This window comes from Shewanella sp. SM68 (assembly GCF_025653925.1).
In the GTDB taxonomy this organism is placed as follows: Bacteria; Pseudomonadota; Gammaproteobacteria; order Enterobacterales; family Shewanellaceae; genus Shewanella; species Shewanella oncorhynchi.
The window spans coordinates 384,331-405,160 of sequence record NZ_JAKKRU010000002.1 but is presented as its reverse complement, the minus strand read 5'-3'; the positions used below and the strand labels follow the sequence as shown (position 1 = coordinate 405,160).

21 protein-coding genes are annotated in these 20,830 nt (G+C 45.3%); 14 read left to right on the top strand and 7 right to left on the bottom strand.

Going from position 1 to position 20,830, the window contains the following annotated elements; all coding sequences use genetic code 11:
* The 3 genes from L5M40_RS04875 to aroG all read left to right on the top strand — a co-directional run bounded on the left by L5M40_RS04875 (position 1) and on the right by aroG (position 3,067).
* Complete coding sequence (locus L5M40_RS04875) at positions 1-339, top strand: hypothetical protein (protein ID WP_028761802.1); 339 nt, start codon at positions 1-3, stop codon at positions 337-339.
* Between the two features lie 127 nt (positions 340-466).
* A complete protein-coding gene (locus tag L5M40_RS04870) occupies positions 467-1,660 on the top strand; it encodes a tetratricopeptide repeat protein (protein WP_263178199.1) in 1,194 nt (397 codons plus the stop codon).
* 351 nt (positions 1,661-2,011) lie between these two features.
* The gene (aroG, locus tag L5M40_RS04865; protein ID WP_131525191.1) at positions 2,012-3,067 is read left to right on the top strand and encodes a 3-deoxy-7-phosphoheptulonate synthase AroG; all 1,056 of its coding nucleotides are present in this window, start codon (positions 2,012-2,014) and stop codon (positions 3,065-3,067) included.
* Positions 3,068-3,170: 103 nt separating this feature from the next.
* On the opposite strand, the gene L5M40_RS04860 is transcribed toward aroG, so the two are convergent.
* Positions 3,171-3,347, bottom strand: a complete 177-nt coding sequence (locus tag L5M40_RS04860) for a hypothetical protein (RefSeq protein ID WP_105250227.1) — start codon at positions 3,345-3,347, stop codon at positions 3,171-3,173.
* Between the two features lie 472 nt (positions 3,348-3,819).
* Here L5M40_RS04860 and L5M40_RS04855 point away from each other — a divergent pair, with 472 nt between their 5' ends.
* Positions 3,820-5,616, top strand: a complete 1,797-nt coding sequence (locus tag L5M40_RS04855; protein WP_263178198.1) for an ABCB family ABC transporter ATP-binding protein/permease — start codon at positions 3,820-3,822, stop codon at positions 5,614-5,616.
* Positions 5,617-5,695: 79 nt separating this feature from the next.
* Positions 5,696-5,953: a hypothetical protein gene (locus tag L5M40_RS04850; protein WP_263256314.1), complete on the top strand. Its 258-nt coding sequence runs from the start codon at positions 5,696-5,698 to the stop codon at positions 5,951-5,953.
* Between the two features lie 108 nt (positions 5,954-6,061).
* On the opposite strand, the gene L5M40_RS04845 is transcribed toward L5M40_RS04850, so the two are convergent.
* The 3 genes from L5M40_RS04845 to L5M40_RS04835 form a co-directional block, all read right to left on the bottom strand.
* Positions 6,062-6,271 carry a hypothetical protein gene (locus L5M40_RS04845; protein WP_105250224.1) on the bottom strand — a complete coding sequence of 70 codons (210 nt, stop codon included), beginning with the start codon at positions 6,269-6,271 and terminating at the stop codon, positions 6,062-6,064.
* Positions 6,272-6,422: 151 nt separating this feature from the next.
* Entirely contained in the window at positions 6,423-7,913 is a 1,491-nt protein-coding gene (locus tag L5M40_RS04840) for an FMN-binding glutamate synthase family protein (protein ID WP_263256313.1), read from the bottom strand.
* An 11-nt stretch (positions 7,914-7,924) separates the two neighbouring features.
* Positions 7,925-8,542: a SixA phosphatase family protein gene (locus tag L5M40_RS04835; RefSeq protein ID WP_263256312.1), complete on the bottom strand. Its 618-nt coding sequence runs from the start codon at positions 8,540-8,542 to the stop codon at positions 7,925-7,927.
* A 226-nt stretch (positions 8,543-8,768) separates the two neighbouring features.
* Here L5M40_RS04835 and L5M40_RS04830 point away from each other — a divergent pair, with 226 nt between their 5' ends.
* The 3 genes from L5M40_RS04830 (at position 8,769) to L5M40_RS04820 (ending at position 10,958) form a co-directional block, all read left to right on the top strand.
* Positions 8,769-9,395, top strand: coding sequence for a DUF5610 domain-containing protein (locus tag L5M40_RS04830; protein ID WP_168824649.1), 627 nt, complete (start codon positions 8,769-8,771; stop codon positions 9,393-9,395).
* A gap of 124 nt (positions 9,396-9,519) precedes the next feature.
* The gene (locus tag L5M40_RS04825; RefSeq protein ID WP_173247453.1) at positions 9,520-10,269 is read left to right on the top strand and encodes a ferredoxin--NADP reductase; all 750 of its coding nucleotides are present in this window, start codon (positions 9,520-9,522) and stop codon (positions 10,267-10,269) included.
* A 92-nt stretch (positions 10,270-10,361) separates the two neighbouring features.
* Positions 10,362-10,958 carry a glutathione S-transferase N-terminal domain-containing protein gene (locus tag L5M40_RS04820; protein WP_131525196.1) on the top strand — a complete coding sequence of 199 codons (597 nt, stop codon included), beginning with the start codon at positions 10,362-10,364 and terminating at the stop codon, positions 10,956-10,958.
* Positions 10,959-10,972: 14 nt separating this feature from the next.
* Here L5M40_RS04820 and L5M40_RS04815 read toward each other — a convergent pair whose 3' ends face one another.
* Positions 10,973-11,374, bottom strand: coding sequence for a hypothetical protein (locus L5M40_RS04815; RefSeq protein WP_263181897.1), 402 nt, complete (start codon positions 11,372-11,374; stop codon positions 10,973-10,975).
* Positions 11,375-11,594: 220 nt separating this feature from the next.
* Here L5M40_RS04815 and L5M40_RS04810 point away from each other — a divergent pair, with 220 nt between their 5' ends.
* The 5 genes from L5M40_RS04810 (at position 11,595) to L5M40_RS04790 (ending at position 18,431) form a co-directional block, all read left to right on the top strand.
* Positions 11,595-12,602 (top strand): Fe(3+) ABC transporter substrate-binding protein, encoded by a 1,008-nt coding sequence (locus L5M40_RS04810; protein ID WP_113939101.1) that lies wholly within the window; start codon positions 11,595-11,597, stop codon positions 12,600-12,602.
* Between the two features lie 76 nt (positions 12,603-12,678).
* The gene (locus L5M40_RS04805) at positions 12,679-14,310 is read left to right on the top strand and encodes an ABC transporter permease (protein ID WP_173247444.1); all 1,632 of its coding nucleotides are present in this window, start codon (positions 12,679-12,681) and stop codon (positions 14,308-14,310) included.
* The gene (locus L5M40_RS04800; protein ID WP_263256311.1) at positions 14,310-15,389 is read left to right on the top strand and encodes an ABC transporter ATP-binding protein; all 1,080 of its coding nucleotides are present in this window, start codon (positions 14,310-14,312) and stop codon (positions 15,387-15,389) included. The genes L5M40_RS04805 and L5M40_RS04800 overlap by 1 nt, the downstream gene beginning before the upstream one ends.
* 145 nt (positions 15,390-15,534) lie before the next feature.
* On the top strand, positions 15,535-17,247 hold the full coding sequence (gene ggt, locus L5M40_RS04795) for a gamma-glutamyltransferase (RefSeq protein WP_263256309.1): 1,713 nt from the start codon (positions 15,535-15,537) through the stop codon (positions 17,245-17,247).
* 248 nt (positions 17,248-17,495) lie between these two features.
* On the top strand, positions 17,496-18,431 hold the full coding sequence (locus L5M40_RS04790; RefSeq protein WP_173496718.1) for a Dyp-type peroxidase: 936 nt from the start codon (positions 17,496-17,498) through the stop codon (positions 18,429-18,431).
* A gap of 73 nt (positions 18,432-18,504) precedes the next feature.
* Here the strand turns inward: L5M40_RS04790 and L5M40_RS04785 are convergent, their stop codons facing one another.
* Positions 18,505-19,407, bottom strand: coding sequence for a LysR family transcriptional regulator (locus L5M40_RS04785; RefSeq protein WP_113939097.1), 903 nt, complete (start codon positions 19,405-19,407; stop codon positions 18,505-18,507).
* Positions 19,408-19,513: 106 nt separating this feature from the next.
* Between L5M40_RS04785 and L5M40_RS04780 the strand changes: the two genes are divergently transcribed.
* On the top strand, positions 19,514-20,146 hold the full coding sequence (locus L5M40_RS04780; protein ID WP_263256308.1) for an NAD(P)-dependent oxidoreductase: 633 nt from the start codon (positions 19,514-19,516) through the stop codon (positions 20,144-20,146).
* A 147-nt stretch (positions 20,147-20,293) separates the two neighbouring features.
* Here the strand turns inward: L5M40_RS04780 and argR are convergent, their stop codons facing one another.
* The gene (gene argR, locus L5M40_RS04775; RefSeq protein WP_006080175.1) at positions 20,294-20,764 is read right to left on the bottom strand and encodes a transcriptional regulator ArgR; all 471 of its coding nucleotides are present in this window, start codon (positions 20,762-20,764) and stop codon (positions 20,294-20,296) included.
* Between the last annotated feature and the right edge of the window lie 66 nt (positions 20,765-20,830).

The following is a 20,830-nucleotide window of genomic DNA, read 5'->3' as shown; positions in this document are numbered from 1 at the left end:
ATGAGCTTGAATATAAAAACAATAGGTCAATTTTCGCGACTAAGTCTTATCGTCATTTCTGGCTGGATATCGGTTTCTGCCTTTGCAGGAGAAGTGATCGTTAATCGCTCAAGTGAGCCTGTCGATGCCTTTGCCGTGCGTGATCAAGTGCTCAAGGATTTTGAATGGCAGGAGTCGCTTCGTCGCCAGCAGCAAATCCAAATTTTGCAGGCTTTACCCTCAGGTTGCGTTACGGTCATGAAACCCTATCGACATTTTACCTGTGGAGAGCATAACTATCGGCCGTATCATTATCAGCAGCGTGAGTTATACATAGAAGTTGACCGACCTTCACAATAGTTAATTCGTTAAATTATTTGCGATTATTTTCAATCGATCGCGATTATCATTTTTTGTAACCATTTTATGTCGTCTTTTTCGCCATTTGTAATAAGCTCAAATAGGAGCTAATGGTGTGGGAGGACGTATGTCGAAACTATTCCGAGCCGTATACTTGAGTACGATCTTGAGCGTTGTATTCAGTCAATTGTTTGCTTGTAGCTCGACGACCATCGCGCCTGATCCGTCTGATCTTGAGTCGCTACTTGCCGATTCACTGTTTACCCCTGTGGCCGATATTCCTTCTGTTGCTGATATCTTTTATCTGCCCCCCGAGGTTGTGATAGACGTAAAACGTCGCTATGGGATATACACTTTGTCACACAATAACAACATGTTAGCCAATGAATGGTTAGCTAGTTATATCAATGCGAGTCAAACCAATAGCGCTAACATTGATTTTCGATATCAAAATAATCTGACCCAAATTGCCCGTGAAACCTACGCCCAAAGGGCGGGTAATTGCATGTCTTTAGTGGTCATGACTTCTGCATTAGCGGACATATTGAATGTGAGTGCTGAGTATCAAGATATCGCGATAGAACCCGTATGGGATAAGCAAGGTGATTTCTATTTAATCAATGGGCATGTGAATTTACGTTTATTTCCACCTGAAAACGCACATTCAGTTTATGTGTCATCTGCAGCTGTTTTAGTGGACTTTATGCCGGAGCGAGCTCTACGGGGATACGGTAAAACCCAAGTGGATCGGCAGACCTTAATCAGTATGTTTTACAACAACATGGCGGCAGAGTCTTTGGTGAACGGTGATTTAGACAGGGCCTATGCCTTGATCAAAGCGGGTTTAAAAGTCGGCCAGTTTGTTCCTTCACTCAACACGCTCGCCATTATTTACCGGCATAAAGGTGATGAAAAGCGGGCCGAACAGGTTTATCGCTATGCACTCAAGTTTGATGCGAAAAATCTGACAACGCTTTATAACTTAGCCTTGATTTTAGGGGAGCAGGGTCGGCTTGATGAATGGGCCGAAATTAATAAAGTGCTTGAATTAGCGCGAATACGTAATCCCTATTATTACTATGATATGGGGCAGCAAGCCTATGATGAGCATCAATACAACGAGGCCTTGGCTTGGTATCAAAGGGCGTTGGCAAAAGCGGATTATCGTCATGAGTTCTTCTTCGGTTTATCTAAAACCTACTGGGCTCTGGGGGACGAAAAGCGTGCCAAACTGAATATGGATAAAGCCTTGGCTTTGAGCCGAGATGAGTCAGAGCGTCAACGCTATCAGAGCAAGTTACAAGTCATGTTACAGCATTAGCATTTGCCCGCTTTTTTCTATGGAGAGCTGGTCATCAATTATGCTTATTACGGGTAAACATCTTTGCTTGCTAACATAGGGCACCTAAATACACTTGCAGCAAATATGTTTATTCCTTTTTATCCGCCATATTCGATTTTGTTCATCAAGGCTGTGAGTTAGCTGGCATATTTGAATTTTTATTTTTTTAAAATATATTAAAACAATAAGTTATATTTGATTTTTTGAAATGGAGACAACTTGGTTGCATTGGCGCCTGAGACTCGATAAATTGAACCCAGTATTGCAGTTGAGATCCCTTATCGCAGCGATAGAAATAGCCTAAAACACCAGCGTTGGAGCAGTAAAATTATGTATTACCAAAATGATGACGTTCGCATTAAAGAAGTAAAAGAGTTACTTCCACCTATCGCGATTCTTGAACGATTTCCTGCTTCCGAAAAAGCCTCTGCGACTGTGTTTAATGCGCGTAATAGTATCCATAATATTCTGGCTAAGTCTGATGATCGTCTCTTAGTGGTGATTGGCCCTTGTTCTATCCACGATCCCAAAGCTGCGTTGGAATATGGACAGCGTTTGGTCTCACTGCGTGAACGTTATAAAGATCAACTCGAAATTGTGATGCGAGTGTATTTTGAAAAACCAAGAACCACAGTGGGTTGGAAGGGGCTGATTAACGATCCTTACATGGATAACAGCTTTAAACTCAATGATGGTTTACGCACCGCCCGTAAATTATTAGTGGATTTGAACGACAGCGGTATGCCAACCGCGGGTGAGTTTCTTGACATGATCACCCCACAATATATGGCTGATTTAATGTGCTGGGGAGCCATTGGCGCCCGTACGACAGAATCTCAAGTACACAGAGAGTTAGCCTCGGGTCTTTCTTGTCCGGTCGGCTTTAAAAATGGTACAGATGGCACGATTAAAGTTGCTATTGATGCGATAGGTGCTGCCAATGCACCACACCATTTTTTATCTGTGACTAAGTTGGGCCATTCGGCGATCGTTTCGACTAAGGGCAATCCTGATTGCCACATTATTTTACGGGGTGGCCGCGAGCCCAATTATAGCGCGCCGCATGTCACTGAGATTAGCCAGCAATTGTTAAAAGCAAAGCTTGCCGACAACATCATGATCGACTTTAGCCATGCGAATAGTAGTAAAGAGTATCAACGTCAGTTAGTGGTTGCTGAAGATGTCGCTGGTCAAGTGGCGGCGGGAAATACTGCTATTTTTGGTGTTATGGTAGAAAGCCATTTAGTGGAAGGTCGTCAAGATCTTATTGAAGGTCAAGAGTTATGCTATGGGCAGAGTATTACCGATGCGTGTATTGGTTGGGATGATACCGAGCGTCTGTTAGCCATTTTGAATCAAAGCATTATCGAACGCCGTCAGGTTTAATTATCTGCTCAAGCGAACATAAACCGCAACTATACCTGAGTCAGGCGTTAACGATTGCGGGTTAAGTAAAAACAAAGGCACTATCCCGGCGCCTTTGTTTTATCTATTTATTGCTTATTTCAACAATGTATTCATTTGCTTTGGCTAAGCTACCAAAGGCGGCAATAAGGTTGTTTCTACCTTTATCTTGTATCTCTGGATTGCCTGATTCGATCATCATCCACACCCAAGTTTGGATCAGTGGTAATGGCGGGTATTGAACTTTAGCGGAATCCAACATAAAGCTTCCTTTGATCTTAATTTAATTTGTTTGTCTTAATGTTCTCGCTAGAACTTGGGCGTATGAATCGCAAAATCTAGCGCGTAGAGGTTAACAAATTCTATTGATTTGTATAACCGCCTCCATGGCATTTTGGGCAAAACGGCAAAAATAATCAACAGCAGCAACTTTGTGCCAAGCCTTCTTCCATTGCACTCTTATCCTCTTACATACGGCTCTGAGGTTAAGTAAAACGGTACATGCCTGAACACAAATCAGTATAAATTCATTTATTGTGAATACGCCAGTGTAATGCGTAAGTATGATGTTTTGGCTTTAAATGCAATCAAAATAGCAGCTGAGTATGTCGTGAATAAGTCTATTTGTCTGTCAGGAAAATCTGATTGATTTTATTCAGACTTTGCTAGTTTCGCTTAGCTTATGTCCGGTGTGAACTGTTACAATTGGCATAACTCATTCAAGGTTATGTCCTATGCGCCCAACGTTATATTTTGAAGGTCCAGTCGATAAATTAAACTGGCACGTCATGAAGCTGCTTTGGCCTTACTTATTGGAATACAAAGGCCGTATTGCGTTGGCGATGTCATGCCTCATCATCGCTAAGCTGACCAGCGTGGCTCTACCTTTTATTCTGAAGCATTTGGTCGACACCTTAGATGCCGATAAAACCGCGCAAGCCCTCAGTGTGCCCGTAGGATTAGTGTTGGCCTATGGTGCGATTCGTTTACTGACGGCGATTACGGGGGAGATCCGCGATACCTTGTTTGGTCGGGTGACTGAGCGGGCGATCCGCCGTTTAGGCTTAGCGGTATTCGACCATTTACACCGACTGGATCTCGACTTTCATCTAGAGCGCAAAACCGGCGGCCTATCCCGCGATATTGAACGCGGCACCAGCGGCGTGAGTTTCCTCATGCGTTTTATGGTGTTCAACATAGTGCCGACCTTGCTCGAAATTGTCATGGTGATTGGCATTTTCTTTTATAACTACGGCATTGCGTTTGCGGCAATCACCTTTATTGCTGTGTTGGCTTATATTATTTTTTCTGTGGTCGCGACCGAATGGCGTACTGAGTATGTACGTGATGCGGCCAAGGCTGACTCGTTATCGAATACCCGCGCCATCGACAGCTTGCTGAACTATGAAACGGTAAAGTATTTTAATAATGAAAAGTATGAGTCGCAGCGCTATGACCAAGCGCTTGAACAGTGGGAGATAGCTAAGCGTAAGAATCGTTTATCTTTGTTTGCGCTCAATGGTGGACAAGCTGTGATTATCGCTTTGGCTATGACTGCTATGATGGCGCTGGCGGCTTACCGAGTTACCTATGGCGATATGACCTTAGGTGATTTTGTGTTGATTAATGCGTTTATGATGCAGCTCTTTTTACCCCTTAACTTCTTAGGTTTTGTGTATCGCGAAATTCGCGGCGCGTTAGCCAATATTGAGCGCATGTTTAGCCTACTTGATAAACATCCTATGATAGTCGACTTACCCCAAGCACTCGATTTTCAACCCACTAAGGGTGAGTTGATATTTGAAAATGTTAATTTCAGCTACGATGAGCGGCAAATTCTGCGGGACGTGAGCTTTAAGGTTGAAGCCGGTAAAAAGGTGGCTGTTGTAGGTGATAGTGGCGCAGGTAAATCGACCCTGATTAAACTGCTATTTCGATTTTACGATGTGGACCAAGGTGCGATTAAAATCGATGGTCAAGATATCCGCCATCTCACCCAAGATGCGCTGCGGCGTGCCATTGCCATAGTGCCGCAGGATACTGTGCTGTTTAACGATTCATTAGTCGAAAATATACGTTATGGTCGCCCAAGCGCGACGGATGAAGAGGTGCGTAACGCTATTAAATTAGCGCACTTAGAGCAATTTATTGCATCACTTGCCCTTGGTTGGGACACAAAGGTGGGTGAACGCGGCTTAAAGCTATCTGGCGGAGAAAAACAGCGGGTCGCGATAGCAAGGGCCATTTTGAAGGGCTCGCCAGTGCTGGTGTTTGATGAGGCGACATCTTCACTCGATAGTCGCTCCGAGCAAGCTATTTTGTCGGCACTGCGGGAAGTCGCTAAGGGGCACACTAGCCTAGTGGTGGCTCATAGGTTATCGACCATAGTCGATGCCGATCAAATTGTGGTATTAAGCCAAGGAGAAATAGTTGAGCAAGGTAATCATCAGACTTTGCTGTTGGCAAATGGTCTCTATGCCAAATTATGGCGGATACAAAATGAGCAACAACATACTCATCTGAGCAGTTAATAGCGTAATACAGTTCAGTCTTTATTCAGCTTCGGCTCTCTATACTCAATGCCAACACATCAATCGGAAGAGATCTGGCATGGAAAATATTACACTGAGTGCTAATATTGAAGGCAAAGAAGAAAAAGTCGCCACTGATTGGTATGCCATCATGGCGACATTGAAAAAACGTGGTGTTGATTATGATTCATTGCAACGCATTCATGCTGAATTGAATGCGGGCCTGTTGGTTACTACTCGGCGACTTACCTTGGCTAAAGTCAATCCAGAAATGGTGCTGGCGGGTGTGATCCGCGATATGAACGCGCCGACAAGTGACTTTATGGGTATGCGTTAGGTGTGTTCGCTAGTGCTTTAGTACAGTTTAGGTGAGAACGTCCGAGAATAGAGGTGAGCCTCTATTCTTGATGATCTAGAGAGACTCCAGAGATAAAATATGGCTGAATTAAGCTACGCCGTTCAGCTTCCCCGCTTTCCAACCTTCACATAAAAGATTCAATTTAGGTACTGACTCATCTATCAAAGTGAGTCGAATGATCTGCCCTTCGCGAAAACACACTAGTTCACCTTCGATCTCGGTCAGGCGATTACAGCTCTTACAGCTAGTGCTTACAGTTTTACTGGCGGGCAGTTGGCTTACGAAGCTAGATTTCAAAGTGTTTCCTTAAGTTCAATTGTGGGTAAGACACTTGAATAATGTCTCACGTCACGGATCTTACCTCTTTTGTGATACGCATTCAAATATACCTTATGTAAACCCTATATAGACGAAAGTTGTATTCGCCATTAACCGCGAGGGTTCGCGGCTACTTATCCATATGTGCATAGTATTTATCGAGTGAAATGGATAAACCGCTATCGAGCACAATTCGGACATGTGAAGGTTTGAGTTGTCTTGGTTCTGTCACTCCGCAAGAGTGCGCAATTAAGGCTAAGTCATGGTGTAAATTATGATTATAGTTAGCAACACGAGCCGATTTATCCCTAGGATCGAGTCCTTGTTGTAGTTTGGGATTGTGCGTTGTGATGCCCGTTGGGCAGGTATCTCTATTGCACTGTAAGGCTTGAATACAACCGAGGGCGAACATATTGCCACGGGCCGATGCGATGAAGTCGGCACCTAATGCCAAAGCCCAAGCGACTCTTGATGGCACAATAAGTTTACCCGAAGCGATGACTTTGATGCGTTTACGCAAGCCTCGTTGGATCAAGACATTAACTATGATAGGTAAGCTTTCCTTCAGTGGTAATCCGACATAATCCATTAAAGGTTGTGGTGCAGCGCCTGTGCCGCCATCGGCACTGTCTAAGGTAAAGAAGTCGGGGGCAGAGTCTTCGCCACGACGTTCAATTTCATCACATAAATCTTCGAGCCACTGCACGTCACCGAGTACGGCCTTAATGCCCGTTGGTTTACCGGTAACTTCACGTACTCGCTCAACCATATCCAAAATATCATTCACGGATTTGAATTCAATATGACCATTAGGGCTAATAGAGTCATAACCCTGAGGAATACCGCGAATATGGGCAATTTCAGCCGTGACTTTGATCCCTGGTAAAATGCCACCTTTGCCCGGTTTAGCTCCTTGACTCATTTTAATTTCGAACATTTTGACTTCGGGATGAATGGCTATCGACTTGAGCTTTTCATCGTCTAAATGTCCTTGCTCATTACGTACACCGTATTTGGCCGTTCCAATTTGAAAGACGATATCGCAGCCACCTTTTAGATGATAAGGGCTCAAGCCGCCTTCACCTGTGTTAAGCCAGCAACCCGCCTGCGCCGCACCGTGGGAAAGGGCGGTAATTGCTGGGCGTGATAGCGCGCCAAAGCTCATGGCTGAAATATGACAAATGGCTTGAGTCGTATAGGGTTGGCGGCAATTGGTGCCAATTGTCAGTGGATGAATGGGTGTGATCTCTTCATCTTGGGTTGGGAAGGCGGTATTCATAAACATAATAGTACCGGCGTTATCTAAGGGGCGAGTCGAACCAAAGGCGATAGTTCTATCAACATTTTTAGCCGCGCGGTACACCCAACTGCGTTCAGCACGGTTGAAGGGCAATTCTTCTCTGTCTTGGGCAAAAAAGTATTGTCTAAAGAACTCGCCTTGTTTCTCGAACAGATACCGAAAGCGACCAATTACAGGATAGTTATGTCTTACGGCTTGTTTGGTCTGCATTTTATCTGCGATATACATGTAAATAACCGCGAGTACTGCGAGTCCTATTACAATTAAAAACAACCCTGAAAATAGATCGAGTCCCCACATAAACCAATTGAGTTCACTCATGTTATTTATCCTTATTCTTGTCCGTAACGGGTGGCGATCAAGCTCGCAGGTTGGTCATCATTAAGAGAGAGTATAAACAGCTGGCTATAATCATCTTCGCTGATCGCTTGGATCTCTGGTCCGCCAAGGGCTTTAATGATCAGTGGGACAGTGTTTGAATGCCCAACGATGAGTGTATTGCCCTTTACAGCATGCACTTGTTCAACAATGTGTTGGATATGTCCTTCGATAGGTTTGGCTGCTTCTACTATCGTCACAGGTAAATGGCGAGCCTCGGCGATGGGCGCGAGTGTTTGCTGGGTTCTTAGGTATTGAGTCGCAATAAGTTGCGAAAGCGGCGTGCGGCTCAAGGCAGTGATCAGTGATGTTGCGCGCATTTCTCCCTTGGGTGATAACTGCGGGTTATTGGCTGGCGTGTCGGCTTTTTCGGCATGTCTGACTAAAATAATTAGTCTGCTCTCCGCATGAGCTTGGCTAATGGGAGTAAAGCCGAGGCAAGTGAATATGACGAGGCTTGTTAGCAGGCTAAAGCGTTTTATATTGATACCCAGATTATGCTTAAAATAGTGCTTAAGGATTAGTGTAAACCCGTGAAAGCGGAAATGACTCAAACTGCGGCCTGCTGCCATGGTGTAACATCCTTTTCTATTGGCTTATGTCTAAGCTCAGCGATAGTAATGATCTGCATTGCGGTGGGTTGGCGCTTTATGCACCTTATTAAAGAATGAACCCACTTAATTTATGTGGGCCTTATCATGGCCTTGTGGTCAGATGGTACTTCAATTCTAAAAATTACTAAAGCTGGTTAAATTTTGGTCGATAATTAAGTCGACCCGAATTGAATGGATAGTCATCATGGAAATCAATAAACCCCCTCAAGTGCAAAGTACTCCTTTGCCACAGAAAAAATATGCTGAAAACGCGGCGTCTAAGGGCACCGAAGTGAGTGATTCGAAGGACGCGAAAGCCACAGAAGTAACCTCGAAGCAAACCGCGCAGCAAACGAGTAAGCAGCTGATGAATCAAGCGATTTTATCGGCACAGCAAGATGTGAATATCAAGTCAGGCGATCAGTCTATGGCCTTGCTTTATCGCGCAGCGATAGAGTCGATTAATAAAGAATTAGCGCCCACTATGGGCGAGAACGCGATTCAGACGGCTTACGATAATGGCGTAGATACTTCTCCAGAAGCGACAGCAGATCGTATCGTGAGTTTTGCGACGCAGTTTTTTAGCATTCACCAACAACAAAATTCGGGTATGAGTCTAAGTGATCAACTCGATAGCTTTATGGGGATTATTGGCGGTGCCATCGACAATGGCTTTAAAGAGGCTAAAGATATTCTGTCCGGCCTTAAAGTATTGCAGGGTGATATTGCCGATGGTGTCGATAAAACCTACAGCTTAGTGCAAGAGGGGCTGCAAGCCTTTAGAGATAGCTTTAACAAGAAGACTGATGAGACAGCATCGAGTCCGAGTTAATACCTCAGTATTTTCAGTTCTATATTCAGCGTTATAGTCATAAGCCCCTTATATAAGGGGTTTTTGTTGTGCAGAAAAAAGTCTATGCTGGAAGCCTATTTAACGTTTCGCTTGAGGGCAAGTTATGTGGATTAGGGGACAAGTGATAGAACGTATTGATTGGAGTGATAAGTTATTCTCATTGCGCATTGCTGCCGAGTTAGCTCCATTTATTCCTGGTCAGTTTATCAAGTTAAGTCAAATGCAAGATGATAAGCGTGTGGCTAGAGCCTACTCCTTAGTTAATTCTCCCGATAAACCCTATGCCGAGGTGCTCGCCGTTGCGGTAGAGGATGGCCTGTTATCGCCTCAATTACACAACCTTGCAATAGGCGATGAAATTGAAATTACCTCAACCGCGACCGGTTTTATGACCTTAGCTGAAATTCCTAAGGGTGAACTCCAAGGGAAGCATTTGTGGTTTTTAGCCACAGGAACAGCGGTAGGGCCATTTTTGTCTATGCTCGACACCGATGAACCTTGGGAGCGTTTTGAAAAAGTCGTGCTTGTGTATGGCGTGCGCGAGGCACAGGATTTGGCATATCTTGATAAGCTGCGTAATTTAGAACGCAAATACCCTGAACAATTTTCATTAGTCTTGAGTGTGACCCGTAAACCCTTTGCCGATGCTTTGCAGTGCCGCATTCCCGAGGGAATAGTCTCGGGTGAAATCGAAAAAAAGGCAGGATTAACCTTAAACGCAGCTGACTCTCAAGTTATGATCTGCGGCAATCCGGGTATGATTAATGGTGCGCAAGCCGCTTTACTCGATAAAGGGTTAGTGAAGAATTTACGCCGTGCTCCTGGGCAAATTACCGTTGAAAAATACTGGTAATCTCAATTTTACATAGAAGGCGAGAGTAAACTTGTTGCCGTTCTTGCCCCTAAAAAGCCATAGCGTTTAATGCAAACAAAAGGAAATTTTTGATGAAGTTGTTAAGTTCTCAAGCTTCGCCCTATGCCCGTTGTGTAAGAGCCTTAATCCAGTATCTAGGGATTAACAATATTGAAGAGCAGTTAGTTAATCCCTTTGAAAACAGCGCAGAATTACTCGATGCTAACCCGTTAGGACAGATCCCGTGTCTTATTACCAACGATGGTGTAGCACTATTCGATAGTGAAGTGATTATGCGTTACCTAGATGCAGAGCTTGGCGATCGTAAGATGTTTGGGATCTCAAATAATAACTGGGTGCTGGAGTGTCAGTATTCTTTAGTTAAAGGCTTAATCGATAGCGCGGTGAAATTACGCCAAGAGCAAATGCGTGAAGAAGAAGGCGTGAGGTCAGTATTTTGGACTGCACGTTTTGAACAAGCACTGCTGCGCGGCCTTATGCAGATTGAGCTTCAAACTGTGATCACCCAAACCACGATTCAAGCACCGCAATTAGCCTTGATTTGCTTACTCGATTATGTGGATTTTAGACATCCAGAGCTAGATTGGCGTAAGGTTGCACCTGCGACAGCACTTTGGTTCAGTGAAATGCGTGATTTACCTGCATTTATTCAAACTCGTCCCCAATAATCCGCAGAGGATGCTCAACCGTCGGTTGCGCGTCTTCCTTTTGGCCTATCACGGCGATTTTGTTCACCAAAAGCGCCGAATAACTCACGAGTAACCCCATACTCTACTCTGCGATCATTGCCTAGTTGGCGCCTGTCTTCATGGTGTTGATAGCGGCATTGGCAGTTTGCCATAGTGCATTCTTCCATCGGAATTTCGGGCGCATCTTTTGATAAAAATCGTTTTCCAGAAAGCGCTTCAATCTGCTCACAGCAACTGCCGTTATTCACTATGCTCACACTGTGAAAACTGTGAGTTTTATTAATACTGGGATCTGCAGCTTGAGAAGAGTGTTTATGTCTTTTGGGACTAGTATTGAGTTTGAATAAGCCAAATAGCGCAATTGCGGCTACGCCTAGCAGCAAAACAGTTAACATAACGCCTCCTGAAAGCATTTTAATCAAATTAAGGTTCAGTTTAGTTTGATTTGAGATAATCTCAAATTTTCAGATTAATACTATTAAAAACATAAAGTTAATTAGCTGCTTGCTCTCAAGTTCCGTATCTATTACTCTTGCGAAACTGATAAGCATTATCATTAATGCGTTAGTGTTCAAATTTTGCTGAACACGTCATCACTTTGGGGAGAATTCGGTAATGAAATGGGTAACTTGCGCGGCTGTTTTTGGGTTAATGTCGGTTGGGCATTCAGCGAATGCAGATGATAAATTAACCGTTTATTCTTATCGTCAAGCTTTCTTGGTGGAGCCTATCCTGACGCGTTTCACCGAAGAAACTGGCATAGGTGTGAATTTGGTATTTGCTAAAGACGGTATTGCCGAGCGTCTCGTCCGTGAAGGCCGTTTATCCCCAGCGGATCTTGTGCTGACGTCTGATTTTTCACGTTTAGTTGAATTAGTGGATAAAGATCTAACCTCTCCAGTCAAAAATCCCCTGCTAGAGAGTAATATTCCTGCGCAGTATCGCGATCCCGACGGCCAGTGGTATGCCCTGACTATGCGGGTGCGAAATCTCTATACAGCCAAGGATCGTTTAGGCCAGCAGCAATTGACCTATGAAGAATTAGCCGATCCCAAATATAAAGGAAAGATTTGTACTCGCAGTGGTAAACATCCATACAACATAGCGTTAGTAGCATCTATGATTGCTCATCACGGTGAAGCTGAGGCAAAAACTTGGTTACAAGGCGTGAAAACTAATTTAGCCCGTAAACCTCAGGGGAACGACAGGGGGCAAATTGCCGCAGTAAAAGAAGGTGTGTGTGAGATCGCCATTGGTAATAGCTACTATTACGGCAATATGTTGCAGGATCCTGAGCAAAAGGCGATTGCCGAAGCTGTGACGCTCAACTTCCCGAACCAAGCTGACCGCGGTGCCCATGTGAATGTGTCTGGTATGGTACTCACTCGCCATGCGCCTAATAAAGCCAATGCGATCAAATTGATGGAGTTCTTATCCGCCGATGTGGCTCAGAAGGCCTATGCCGATGTGAATATGGAATATCCAGTGAAAGCCGATGTGGCACCTTCATCTTTAGTGGCTTCATGGGGTAAGTTTAAGTCAGATCAATTGCCCATTTTTAAGTTGGCAGAATATCACCAAGCGGCGGTTAAGCTATTAGATGAAGTGCAGTTTGATCTCTAGCTCCAGTGCTAGCGACAAAATGCAGATTTAGGTTATCAGCGCCAGTGATTGGCGCTGTGATGTTTTAAGGATTGACATGATTTTAGGATTAGCCAGAAGCTGGTCGCTTGCTGGTTATGCCGTGGCTGCCTTGCTGGTATTGCCACTATTTGCGTTGATATTTCAAGCTTTTCAGCCTGACGAAGCCGTGTTTGGGCACTTGATGGCAACGGTTCTGCCGACATATATCATTAACAGTTTATTGCTGATTTTCTGGGTGAGTCTGGGGGCGTTATTACTCGCTTTACCCTGCGCTTGGTTGATGGCTCGTTGTGAATTTGTCGGCAGGCGATATTTGCAATGGGCGCTATTATTGCCCCTCGCTATGCCTGCGTATATTGTCGCCTACGTCTATACCGATTTACTCGATTATGCGGGGCCAGTGCAGCGCGGTCTTCGTTCGATATTTGGCTGGGACTCACCGCAGGATTATTTCTTCCCCGATATTCGTACCTTAGGCGGCGCGGCGTGTATGTTGTCGCTGGTATTGTTTCCCTATATTTATCTCTTGGCGCGTACCGCTTTTATGGAGCAATCCTTAAGTTTGGCGCATGCTTCGCGCATTATGGGCTGTTCACCGTGGCAAAGTTTTTGGCGTTTATCTTTGCCTATGGCAAGGCCTGCGCTCGCCGTTGGGGTGGCTTTAGTGGCGATGGAGACGGCCGCTGATTTTGCAACGGTTAACTATTTTGCCGTGCCCACCTTAACGACAGCCGTGTATGACACTTGGTTGGGTTATGGCAATTTGACCGCCGCCGCTAAGTTATCGGCGATTATCTTGCTGGTGGTATTTAGTCTGATTGGATTTGAGCGTTTTGCCCGTCGTAAACAGCAGTTATTCCAAAAACAATCACGTATACAAGCCACTGACTTGTATCGACTCTCGATGACTCAAACCTTGGTCGCACTCAGCTTTTGCGGCATGCTATTGCTATTAGCCTTTCTGTTACCTTTCGGGATTTTATTATCCTATGCGATTGGTTACTTTGAACAAAGCTGGGATAAGAGTTTTTGGCAATTGAGTCTTAACAGCCTCAGTCTTGCGCTGATCACCAGTTTACTCTGTTGCTTAATCGCCTTACTGCTTATGTTCGTTCGCCGGATAAGCCCAAGACAGAGTGATGCTTTGCCCTCACGGTTAGCTTCGACGGGCTACGCCTTACCAGGCACTGTGCTGGCTATTGGGGTATTAGTGCCTTTAACTATGTTAGATTTTGCGATTAACGATCTGGCGGATCTTGTCGGCATAGCAGGTCCTGGTCTTATCCTTACAGGCAGTGTGATGGCATTGATTTTTGCTTTTTGTGTGCGTTTCGTGGCAATTGCGATTGGCAGTGTTGAAAGCAGTTATAAACGCATCTCGCCATCGCTAGACATGGTGAGTCTGACCATGGGGCAAACTCCTCGGCAACTTTTGCGGCGGGTGCATTTGCCTTTACTTGCTAAGGGATTATTTGCGGGCGCTTTATTGGTGTTTATCGAAAGCATGAAGGAACTGCCCGCTGCGTTATTGCTGCGGCCTATCGGCTTTGAGAATCTTGCAACTTATGTATTCCAGTTTGCGTCCGATGAAAAACTCGAGCACGGCGCATTAGCTGCTATTGTGATTGTACTGGTGGGTTTAGTGCCGCTTATTTATTTAAACCGTTCATTGGAGCATCACAGCTGATGACAAGTACGCTCAAGCTTAAGCAAATTTATAGCGATTATCAGGGCCAGCAAGTACTTAATGGTTTGAGTTTAACGCTCGCCCAAGGGGAAATCCTGGCGTTGTTAGGCCCAAGCGGTTGTGGCAAGACGACCTTATTACGTGCGGTTGCTGGATTACAGGCCATAAGCCAAGGTGAAATCCAGATTAATGGCCGCATAGTGAGTGGCAATAGCCAGTTTGTACCTAGCGAGCAGCGCGGCATCGGCATGATTTTTCAAGACTATGCGCTTTTCCCTCATTTGACTGTGGCGGAAAATATCCTCTTTGGGGTGGCTAGATTGTCGGGCGCAGAACGTCAGGCACGTTTGGATGAAATGCTAGCCTTGATCAAACTTGAAGGGTTGGCACAGCGTTATCCCCATGAATTATCTGGCGGTCAGCAGCAGCGAGTTTCGATTGCGCGGGCACTTGCCTATGAGCCGCAGTTATTGCTGCTCGATGAGCCTTTTTCCAATATTGATGCCCAAGTGCGCTACGAGATGATGGCGGAAATTCGCAGCATCTTAAAACAGCGTAATGTCAGCGCGGTGTTTGTTACTCATAGCAAGGATGAAGCCTTTGTATTTGCAGATACTTTAGCCATCTTTAATCAAGGCATCATAGTACAGCATGGTAGTGCCGAAGCTTTATATGCCGCCCCAAACAGCCGCTATGTGGCGGACTTTTTAGGTAGCGGTAATTACTTACCTGCAGCAGTGTTTGATGGGCACAGTGTTGTCACTCCCATAGGTCATTTAACCAGCCTCACGCCATTAAATTTGCCGAGCGAGTTCAGCGGAACAGTATTCTTGCGACCACAGCAATTGACGCTCAGCGCCGATGAACAGGGCGTTGGTACTATCACTGAGCGACGTTTCTTAGGCGCCTTTTGTCATTATTGGGTCAAAATTGAGGCCGCTTCCCATGCTTATTATGTGGAGGTGCGTAGCCAAATGATGCAGCTCACTATCGGCCAAAAAGTTGGGGTAACGACTGAGCCGCATTCGCTCGTGTTGTTTGAATCTTCAGCATATTCAAACTGTGGGGACCCAATCTAAGCGATGAGTATTTATTCAATGCTGATATGACATAGCCAACTAAAGTACGACATTTTTGCTTACGTTTAACTTGGGTCTATGCGGTATTGGTTGGTGATATTTTCGACCATCCTTGCTACTTTTATCCTCTGGTTTTGGAGGAATTATGATAAAAACAATAAATTCAATTTGCACCCTCGTTATTGTAGCAACGGCAATATCGTCTTCAGGAGTGATGGCCATGGATAGGATCACAGGTAAAGCCTTCGCAACGCGATCAGAAGTGTATGCAACCCAAGGGATGGCGGCGACCAGTCAGCCTTTAGCCACGCAAGTCGCTATTGATATACTCAAGCAGGGCGGCAGTGCGGTCGATGCAGCGATTGCCGCTAACGCTATGTTAGGATTAGTCGAGCCAACGGGGTCGGGTGTCGGTGGGGACTTATTTGCTATTGTCTGGAGCGCAAAAGATAAACGCCTCTATGGTCTTAATGCATCGGGGCGCAGTCCCAAATCCTTAAGTTTAGAAAAGCTTAAATCCCTCGGATTAGACTATTTACCGCCGCTTGGACCTTTGCCTGTTTCTGTACCGGGCACTGTGGACGGTTGGTACGAGCTGCATAATAAGTTTGGTAAATTAGCTATGGCCGATAACCTTGCGCCTGCAATTCATTATGCCCGTGATGGTTTCCCTGTGTCAGAGTTGATTGCCTATTACCTTGATGGCAGTGGTAAAAAACTGGCTAAATTCCCCGGTTTTAAAGAAACCTATATGCCTAATGGTAAGATGCCTGCCGTAGGGGAAATCTTTAAAAATCCCGCGCTTGCTAACACTTATGAGAAAATTGCCAAGGGCGGTCGCGATGCTTTCTATAAAGGTGATATTGCCAAAAGTATCGATAAGTACATGAAATCCCAAGGTGGTTATTTGAGTTATGATGACTTAGCGAGCCATACTAGCGACTGGATAGATCCCGTTTCGGTGAACTACCGTGGTTACGATGTGTGGGAACTGCCACCTAATGGTCAAGGCATTGCGGCGCTACAAATCTTAAAAACGATGGAGCCCTTTAATGTGGCTGCCATGGGCTTTAATAGTCCTGAATATGTCCATTTATTTGTCGAAGCAAAGAAACTCGCCTTTGCTGACAGAGCTAAGTTTTATGCCGACATGGCCTTTAATAAAGTGCCCGTTACCGAGCTTATCTCACAGAAATATAACTATGATCGCGCTAAGTTGATTGACCCTACAAAAGCCGCCAAGAGTGTCGATGCGGGTAATCCAGCGTTGCAACATGGCGATACTGTGTACCTGACTACCGCCGACAAAGATGGCAACATGGTGTCACTCATTCAGAGTAATTACCGTGGTATGGGGTCAGGGATGACACCGCCGGATCTCGGCTTTGTGCTGCAAGACCGTGGGCAAATGTTTGATTTAACGGAAGGGCGTTTTAATACCTACGCACCGGGTAAGCGTCCATTCCATACCATTATTCCGGCTTTTGTGACCAAAGACGGTAAACCTTGGCTGAGCTTTGGGGTGATGGGCGGCGCGACTCAACCACAAATGCACGCGCAGATTGTAATGAATCTGATTGATTTTAAAATGAACTTGCAAGAAGCGGGCGATGCCCCCAGAATTTTGCATATGGGGTCAACCGAGCCCACAGGCGAAGTGATGAAGGATGGCGGCTACGTCAGTCTGGAATCAGGTTTTCCGGTAGAAACCCGTCGTGAGTTGATTAAGAAAGGCCATGTGCTGCGTGATGGACTTGGGGAGTTTGGTGGCTATCAAGCCATTGGATTTAATGCCGAAACCGGCGTATATCGTGCGGCCTCTGAGAGTCGCAAGGATGGTCACGCCGCAGGCTATTAACACTAAGATAAATGCTAAGGTAAGCTCAATACTGAGTGAACCTGACGTCATTGATTCGATTTAACTGATTGGCGAGACTTTAATGGTCTCGTCAATTTTTATGTTTAAGGGTCTGGGGTGGGATAATGCTCCGCTATTGGCATTATCATAAACAGATCAGAGCAAACTGTGCGTTAGTTAATGTCATTTTTAGGTAAAGTTGCGGATAATATTGCCGAAAATGAATTTAGAAAAAGGGTGATAACCAAATGGATATTCAAAATATGCCGCGTGAACAGTTGGGTGTGTGTGCAGAGGGGAACTTACACAGTGTCTATTTGATGTTTAATGCCAATGACAATGTCGAGTCGCAATTACGTCCCTGTCTTGCCAACGTTGCGCAGTATATTTATGAGCTGACAGATCAATATTCCGACAGTGCATTCAATGGTTTTGTTGGTATTGGTGCTAATTATTGGGATAGCCTCTATCCTACTGCTCGCCCAGAACTGCTTAAACCTTTCCCTGCGATGCAAGTGGGCAGTCGTGAAGCACCTGCAATTGAATATGATTTATTCGTGCATATTCGCAGTGATCGTTACGATATTCTGCATTTAGTGGCTAATGAAATCAGCCAAATGTTTGAAGATTTAGTGGAGTTAGTTGAAGAAGAGCGTGGCTTTAGATTTATGGATAGCCGTGATTTGACTGGTTTTGTCGATGGTACCGAAAACCCTAAGGGGCGTCACCGCCAGGAAGTGGCACTTGTGGGTGATGAGGATCCTGAGTTTAAGGGTGGCAGCTATATCCATGTGCAAAAATATGCCCATAACTTGAGTAAGTGGCATAGATTACCAGTTAAAAAACAAGAGGATATTATCGGCCGTACTAAGCAAGATAATATCGAGTATGAATCTGAAGATAAGCCACTGACCAGCCATATCAAGCGCGTTAATCTTAAAGATGCCGATGGTAAATCAATGGAGATCCTGCGTCAGAGTATGCCCTATGGTTCGCTGAAGGAGCAGGGATTAATGTTTATCTCTAACTGCCGCACGCCAGAACATTTTGAAAAGATGCTGCATAGCATGATGTTTGGTGATGGCGCAGGCAATCATGATCACTTGATGCATTTTACTAAGGCGATGACAGGTTCATCTTTCTTTGCCCCCGCACTGGATTTTATGCTGCAGTTCGACGAATAAGCTTTCTATAATCAAGCCGAATTAGCATCAATCGAGACGCACTTAAGCTAACGCCTAAGTGCGTTTTTTTATGCTAATGCGCGGGAACCCATTTTTTGATATCGAGCTGCCATTGCAGGGCGGTGAAATCGATAAAGGCGCGCACTAGATTTTGCTGATAACTGCGGGACAAATATACCGCCCACAGGGTTTGGCCTGGTGTCGTAAATTCGGGTAAGACTTCTTTGAGCTGACCACTGGCAAGGTATTGGTTAGCCAAGTCACAGGGTAAACGCACTATGCCATGTCCACGTAGCGCCGCACTGACCAACACTCCCATATCGTTAGCCCTAAGATTCCCTGTAACTTTGACGTGCTCGGCTTGCAGTTCTTTTAGAAAAGGCCAGTTTTGTTGCGCTGAGTGTATGAGGCAGTTGTGGGCCAGTAGATCAATGGGTTCGAGGAGTGGCGTTGCGCTATCAAGATAGCTCGGCGCCGCGCAAAGTACTGCATCTATGGTCATCAAACGCCGAGCTATGAGATTCTCATCGGGTTGCTCGGTATAACGTAGCGCCACGTCGACTCGCTCATCTACCAATTGCGCAAAACTGTCCGACATCACCAGTTGAATGTTGACCTTAGGATGAATTTTAATAAAGCGATCAACGACATCAAACAGACTGTGCTGCCCAAGGCCAATAGGCGTAGCGATACGAATACTGCCTACCAGTTCACTGTTATGGCTGTGGGCACGACTCTCCATGGCAGCAACTTCACTTAAGATCCGCTGGCAAAATTGTAGCGCTTCCTCACCCTGCAAAGTCAAGCTGGCGCTGCGCGTGGTGCGGTGTAATAAGCGTAAACTCAACCACTGCTCCACTTCTTGAATATGACGGGAAACCTGCAGGCGGCTGAGGTCTAAATGTTCGGCAGCTTTGGTAAAGCTGCCACAGTTTGCGACTTCGACGAAACTGCGTATAGCGGCAATTTTATCCACATTAGTATCCTATATTGAAACAATCATGCTCAATTATTGATGTTTATTAGGTGAAAAACTGCAAGTAAACTGGATCCAATGTAAATCATCTGAGTGAGACAATGAAATGAAAATCGCAATTTTAGGTGCAACGGGTTGGATCGGTGGTGCAATTTTAAAAGAAGCACAGAGTCGTGGACATAAAGTGATAGCGTTAGTGCGTGACCCAAGCAAGTTATCCGTGGCTGACGTAGTAGTACGTGCCGTGGATTTAGAGCAGCCATTGGTCGCCGATACCTTTGCTGGCGTAGATGTCGTGATTGCCGCCGTTGGTGGCCGCGCCCAACAAAATCATGGTCTAGTGGCGAGTACGGTTCAGCATTTACTGGATGTGCTGCCTAACGCTAACGTGCCACGTTTATTGTGGGTCGGTGGTGCTGGGAGTTTAGAAGTGGCGCCGGGTGTGACGCTGGTCTCTAGCCCAGACTTCCCCGCAGTATATAAAGATGAGGCGTTAGCTCAGGGTGAAGCCTTGAAGGTATTCCGTGCGGCGCAAACGGCAATCAATTGGACCTTTGTGAGCCCAGCGGCTGAGATTTATCCCGGTGAGAGTGAAAGCCCGTACCGTCTTGGTGGCGACAGTTTCTTTACCGATGCTAATGGTCAAAGCCGTATCTCTGTAACTGATTACGCAAAAGCCATGGTAGATGAAGCCGAAAAGGGCGCTCACCCAAACCAGCGCATCAGTGTGGCTTACTGATATCGTTATAGTTGAGTTAGATATTGTGAGTTAGATATTGTGCTGGAATGTGTAACGTAATCGGGACAATGGCCAAATAACCAGCGCTATATTGCACTTCAAAATGTACAGATAAAATAGAACAGGTCAGCTCACTGACCTGTTTTTTTATTCTGCGTAATTGAATAAAGATTTGATGGTTTCTAAGGTATCGGCGATATCTTGGATGCTCGATGGGCAAATAAAGATAGTGTCATCACCGGCAATCGTACCCAAAATGCCTTCTGGTTTACCAATAGAATCCAATAAACGGGCAATCAGCTGCGCGGCACCTGGGCTAGTTCGCACGACGATCATAGCTTGATTGTGATCGACGTCGAGTACCAAATTCTTCAGTGGGCTACCCGCGGTGGGTACGCCTAATTCGGCTGGTAAGCAATACACCATCTCTTGCTTAGCGTTGCGAGTCCGCACTGCGCCGAACTTGCTGAGCATGCGTGACACTTTTGATTGGTTAATATTACCAAAGCCTTCAGCTTGCAAGGCGGTGACGATTTCACTCTGAGAGCCAAAGCGCTCTTCTTTTAAAATCGACTTAAAAATTCTAACAAGGTCATCCTGATTCTTGGTCGTTTGCATAATATTATTATTCGTTATTCAAAAAAACAGGCCCATTTTGAATATTTTTAGAAAAATTGTCAACAA

Bases quoted from the DNA above. Each gene is read 5' to 3' on its own strand.
- L5M40_RS04800 (WP_263256311.1), top strand. From the start codon at position 14,310: ATGACAAGTACGCTCAAGCTTAAGCAAATTTATAGCGATTATCAGGGC.
- L5M40_RS04855 (WP_263178198.1), top strand. From the start codon at position 3,820: ATGCGCCCAACGTTATATTTTGAAGGTCCAGTCGATAAATTAAACTGG.
- L5M40_RS04850 (WP_263256314.1), top strand. From the start codon at position 5,696: ATGGAAAATATTACACTGAGTGCTAATATTGAAGGCAAAGAAGAAAAA.
- L5M40_RS04860 (WP_105250227.1), bottom strand. From the start codon at position 3,347: ATGTTGGATTCCGCTAAAGTTCAATACCCGCCATTACCACTGATCCAA.
- L5M40_RS04790 (WP_173496718.1), top strand. From the start codon at position 17,496: ATGGATATTCAAAATATGCCGCGTGAACAGTTGGGTGTGTGTGCAGAG.
- L5M40_RS04830 (WP_168824649.1), top strand. From the start codon at position 8,769: ATGGAAATCAATAAACCCCCTCAAGTGCAAAGTACTCCTTTGCCACAG.
- L5M40_RS04815 (WP_263181897.1), bottom strand. From the start codon at position 11,374: ATGTTAACTGTTTTGCTGCTAGGCGTAGCCGCAATTGCGCTATTTGGC.
- L5M40_RS04810 (WP_113939101.1), top strand. From the start codon at position 11,595: ATGAAATGGGTAACTTGCGCGGCTGTTTTTGGGTTAATGTCGGTTGGG.
- L5M40_RS04780 (WP_263256308.1), top strand. From the start codon at position 19,514: ATGAAAATCGCAATTTTAGGTGCAACGGGTTGGATCGGTGGTGCAATT.
- L5M40_RS04820 (WP_131525196.1), top strand. From the start codon at position 10,362: ATGAAGTTGTTAAGTTCTCAAGCTTCGCCCTATGCCCGTTGTGTAAGA.
- argR (WP_006080175.1), bottom strand. From the start codon at position 20,764: ATGCAAACGACCAAGAATCAGGATGACCTTGTTAGAATTTTTAAGTCG.
- L5M40_RS04875 (WP_028761802.1), top strand. From the start codon at position 1: ATGAGCTTGAATATAAAAACAATAGGTCAATTTTCGCGACTAAGTCTT.
- L5M40_RS04870 (WP_263178199.1), top strand. From the start codon at position 467: ATGTCGAAACTATTCCGAGCCGTATACTTGAGTACGATCTTGAGCGTT.
- aroG (WP_131525191.1), top strand. From the start codon at position 2,012: ATGTATTACCAAAATGATGACGTTCGCATTAAAGAAGTAAAAGAGTTA.
- L5M40_RS04835 (WP_263256312.1), bottom strand. From the start codon at position 8,542: ATGGCAGCAGGCCGCAGTTTGAGTCATTTCCGCTTTCACGGGTTTACA.
- L5M40_RS04825 (WP_173247453.1), top strand. From the start codon at position 9,520: ATGTGGATTAGGGGACAAGTGATAGAACGTATTGATTGGAGTGATAAG.
- L5M40_RS04805 (WP_173247444.1), top strand. From the start codon at position 12,679: ATGATTTTAGGATTAGCCAGAAGCTGGTCGCTTGCTGGTTATGCCGTG.
- ggt (WP_263256309.1), top strand. From the start codon at position 15,535: ATGATAAAAACAATAAATTCAATTTGCACCCTCGTTATTGTAGCAACG.
- L5M40_RS04840 (WP_263256313.1), bottom strand. From the start codon at position 7,913: ATGAGTGAACTCAATTGGTTTATGTGGGGACTCGATCTATTTTCAGGG.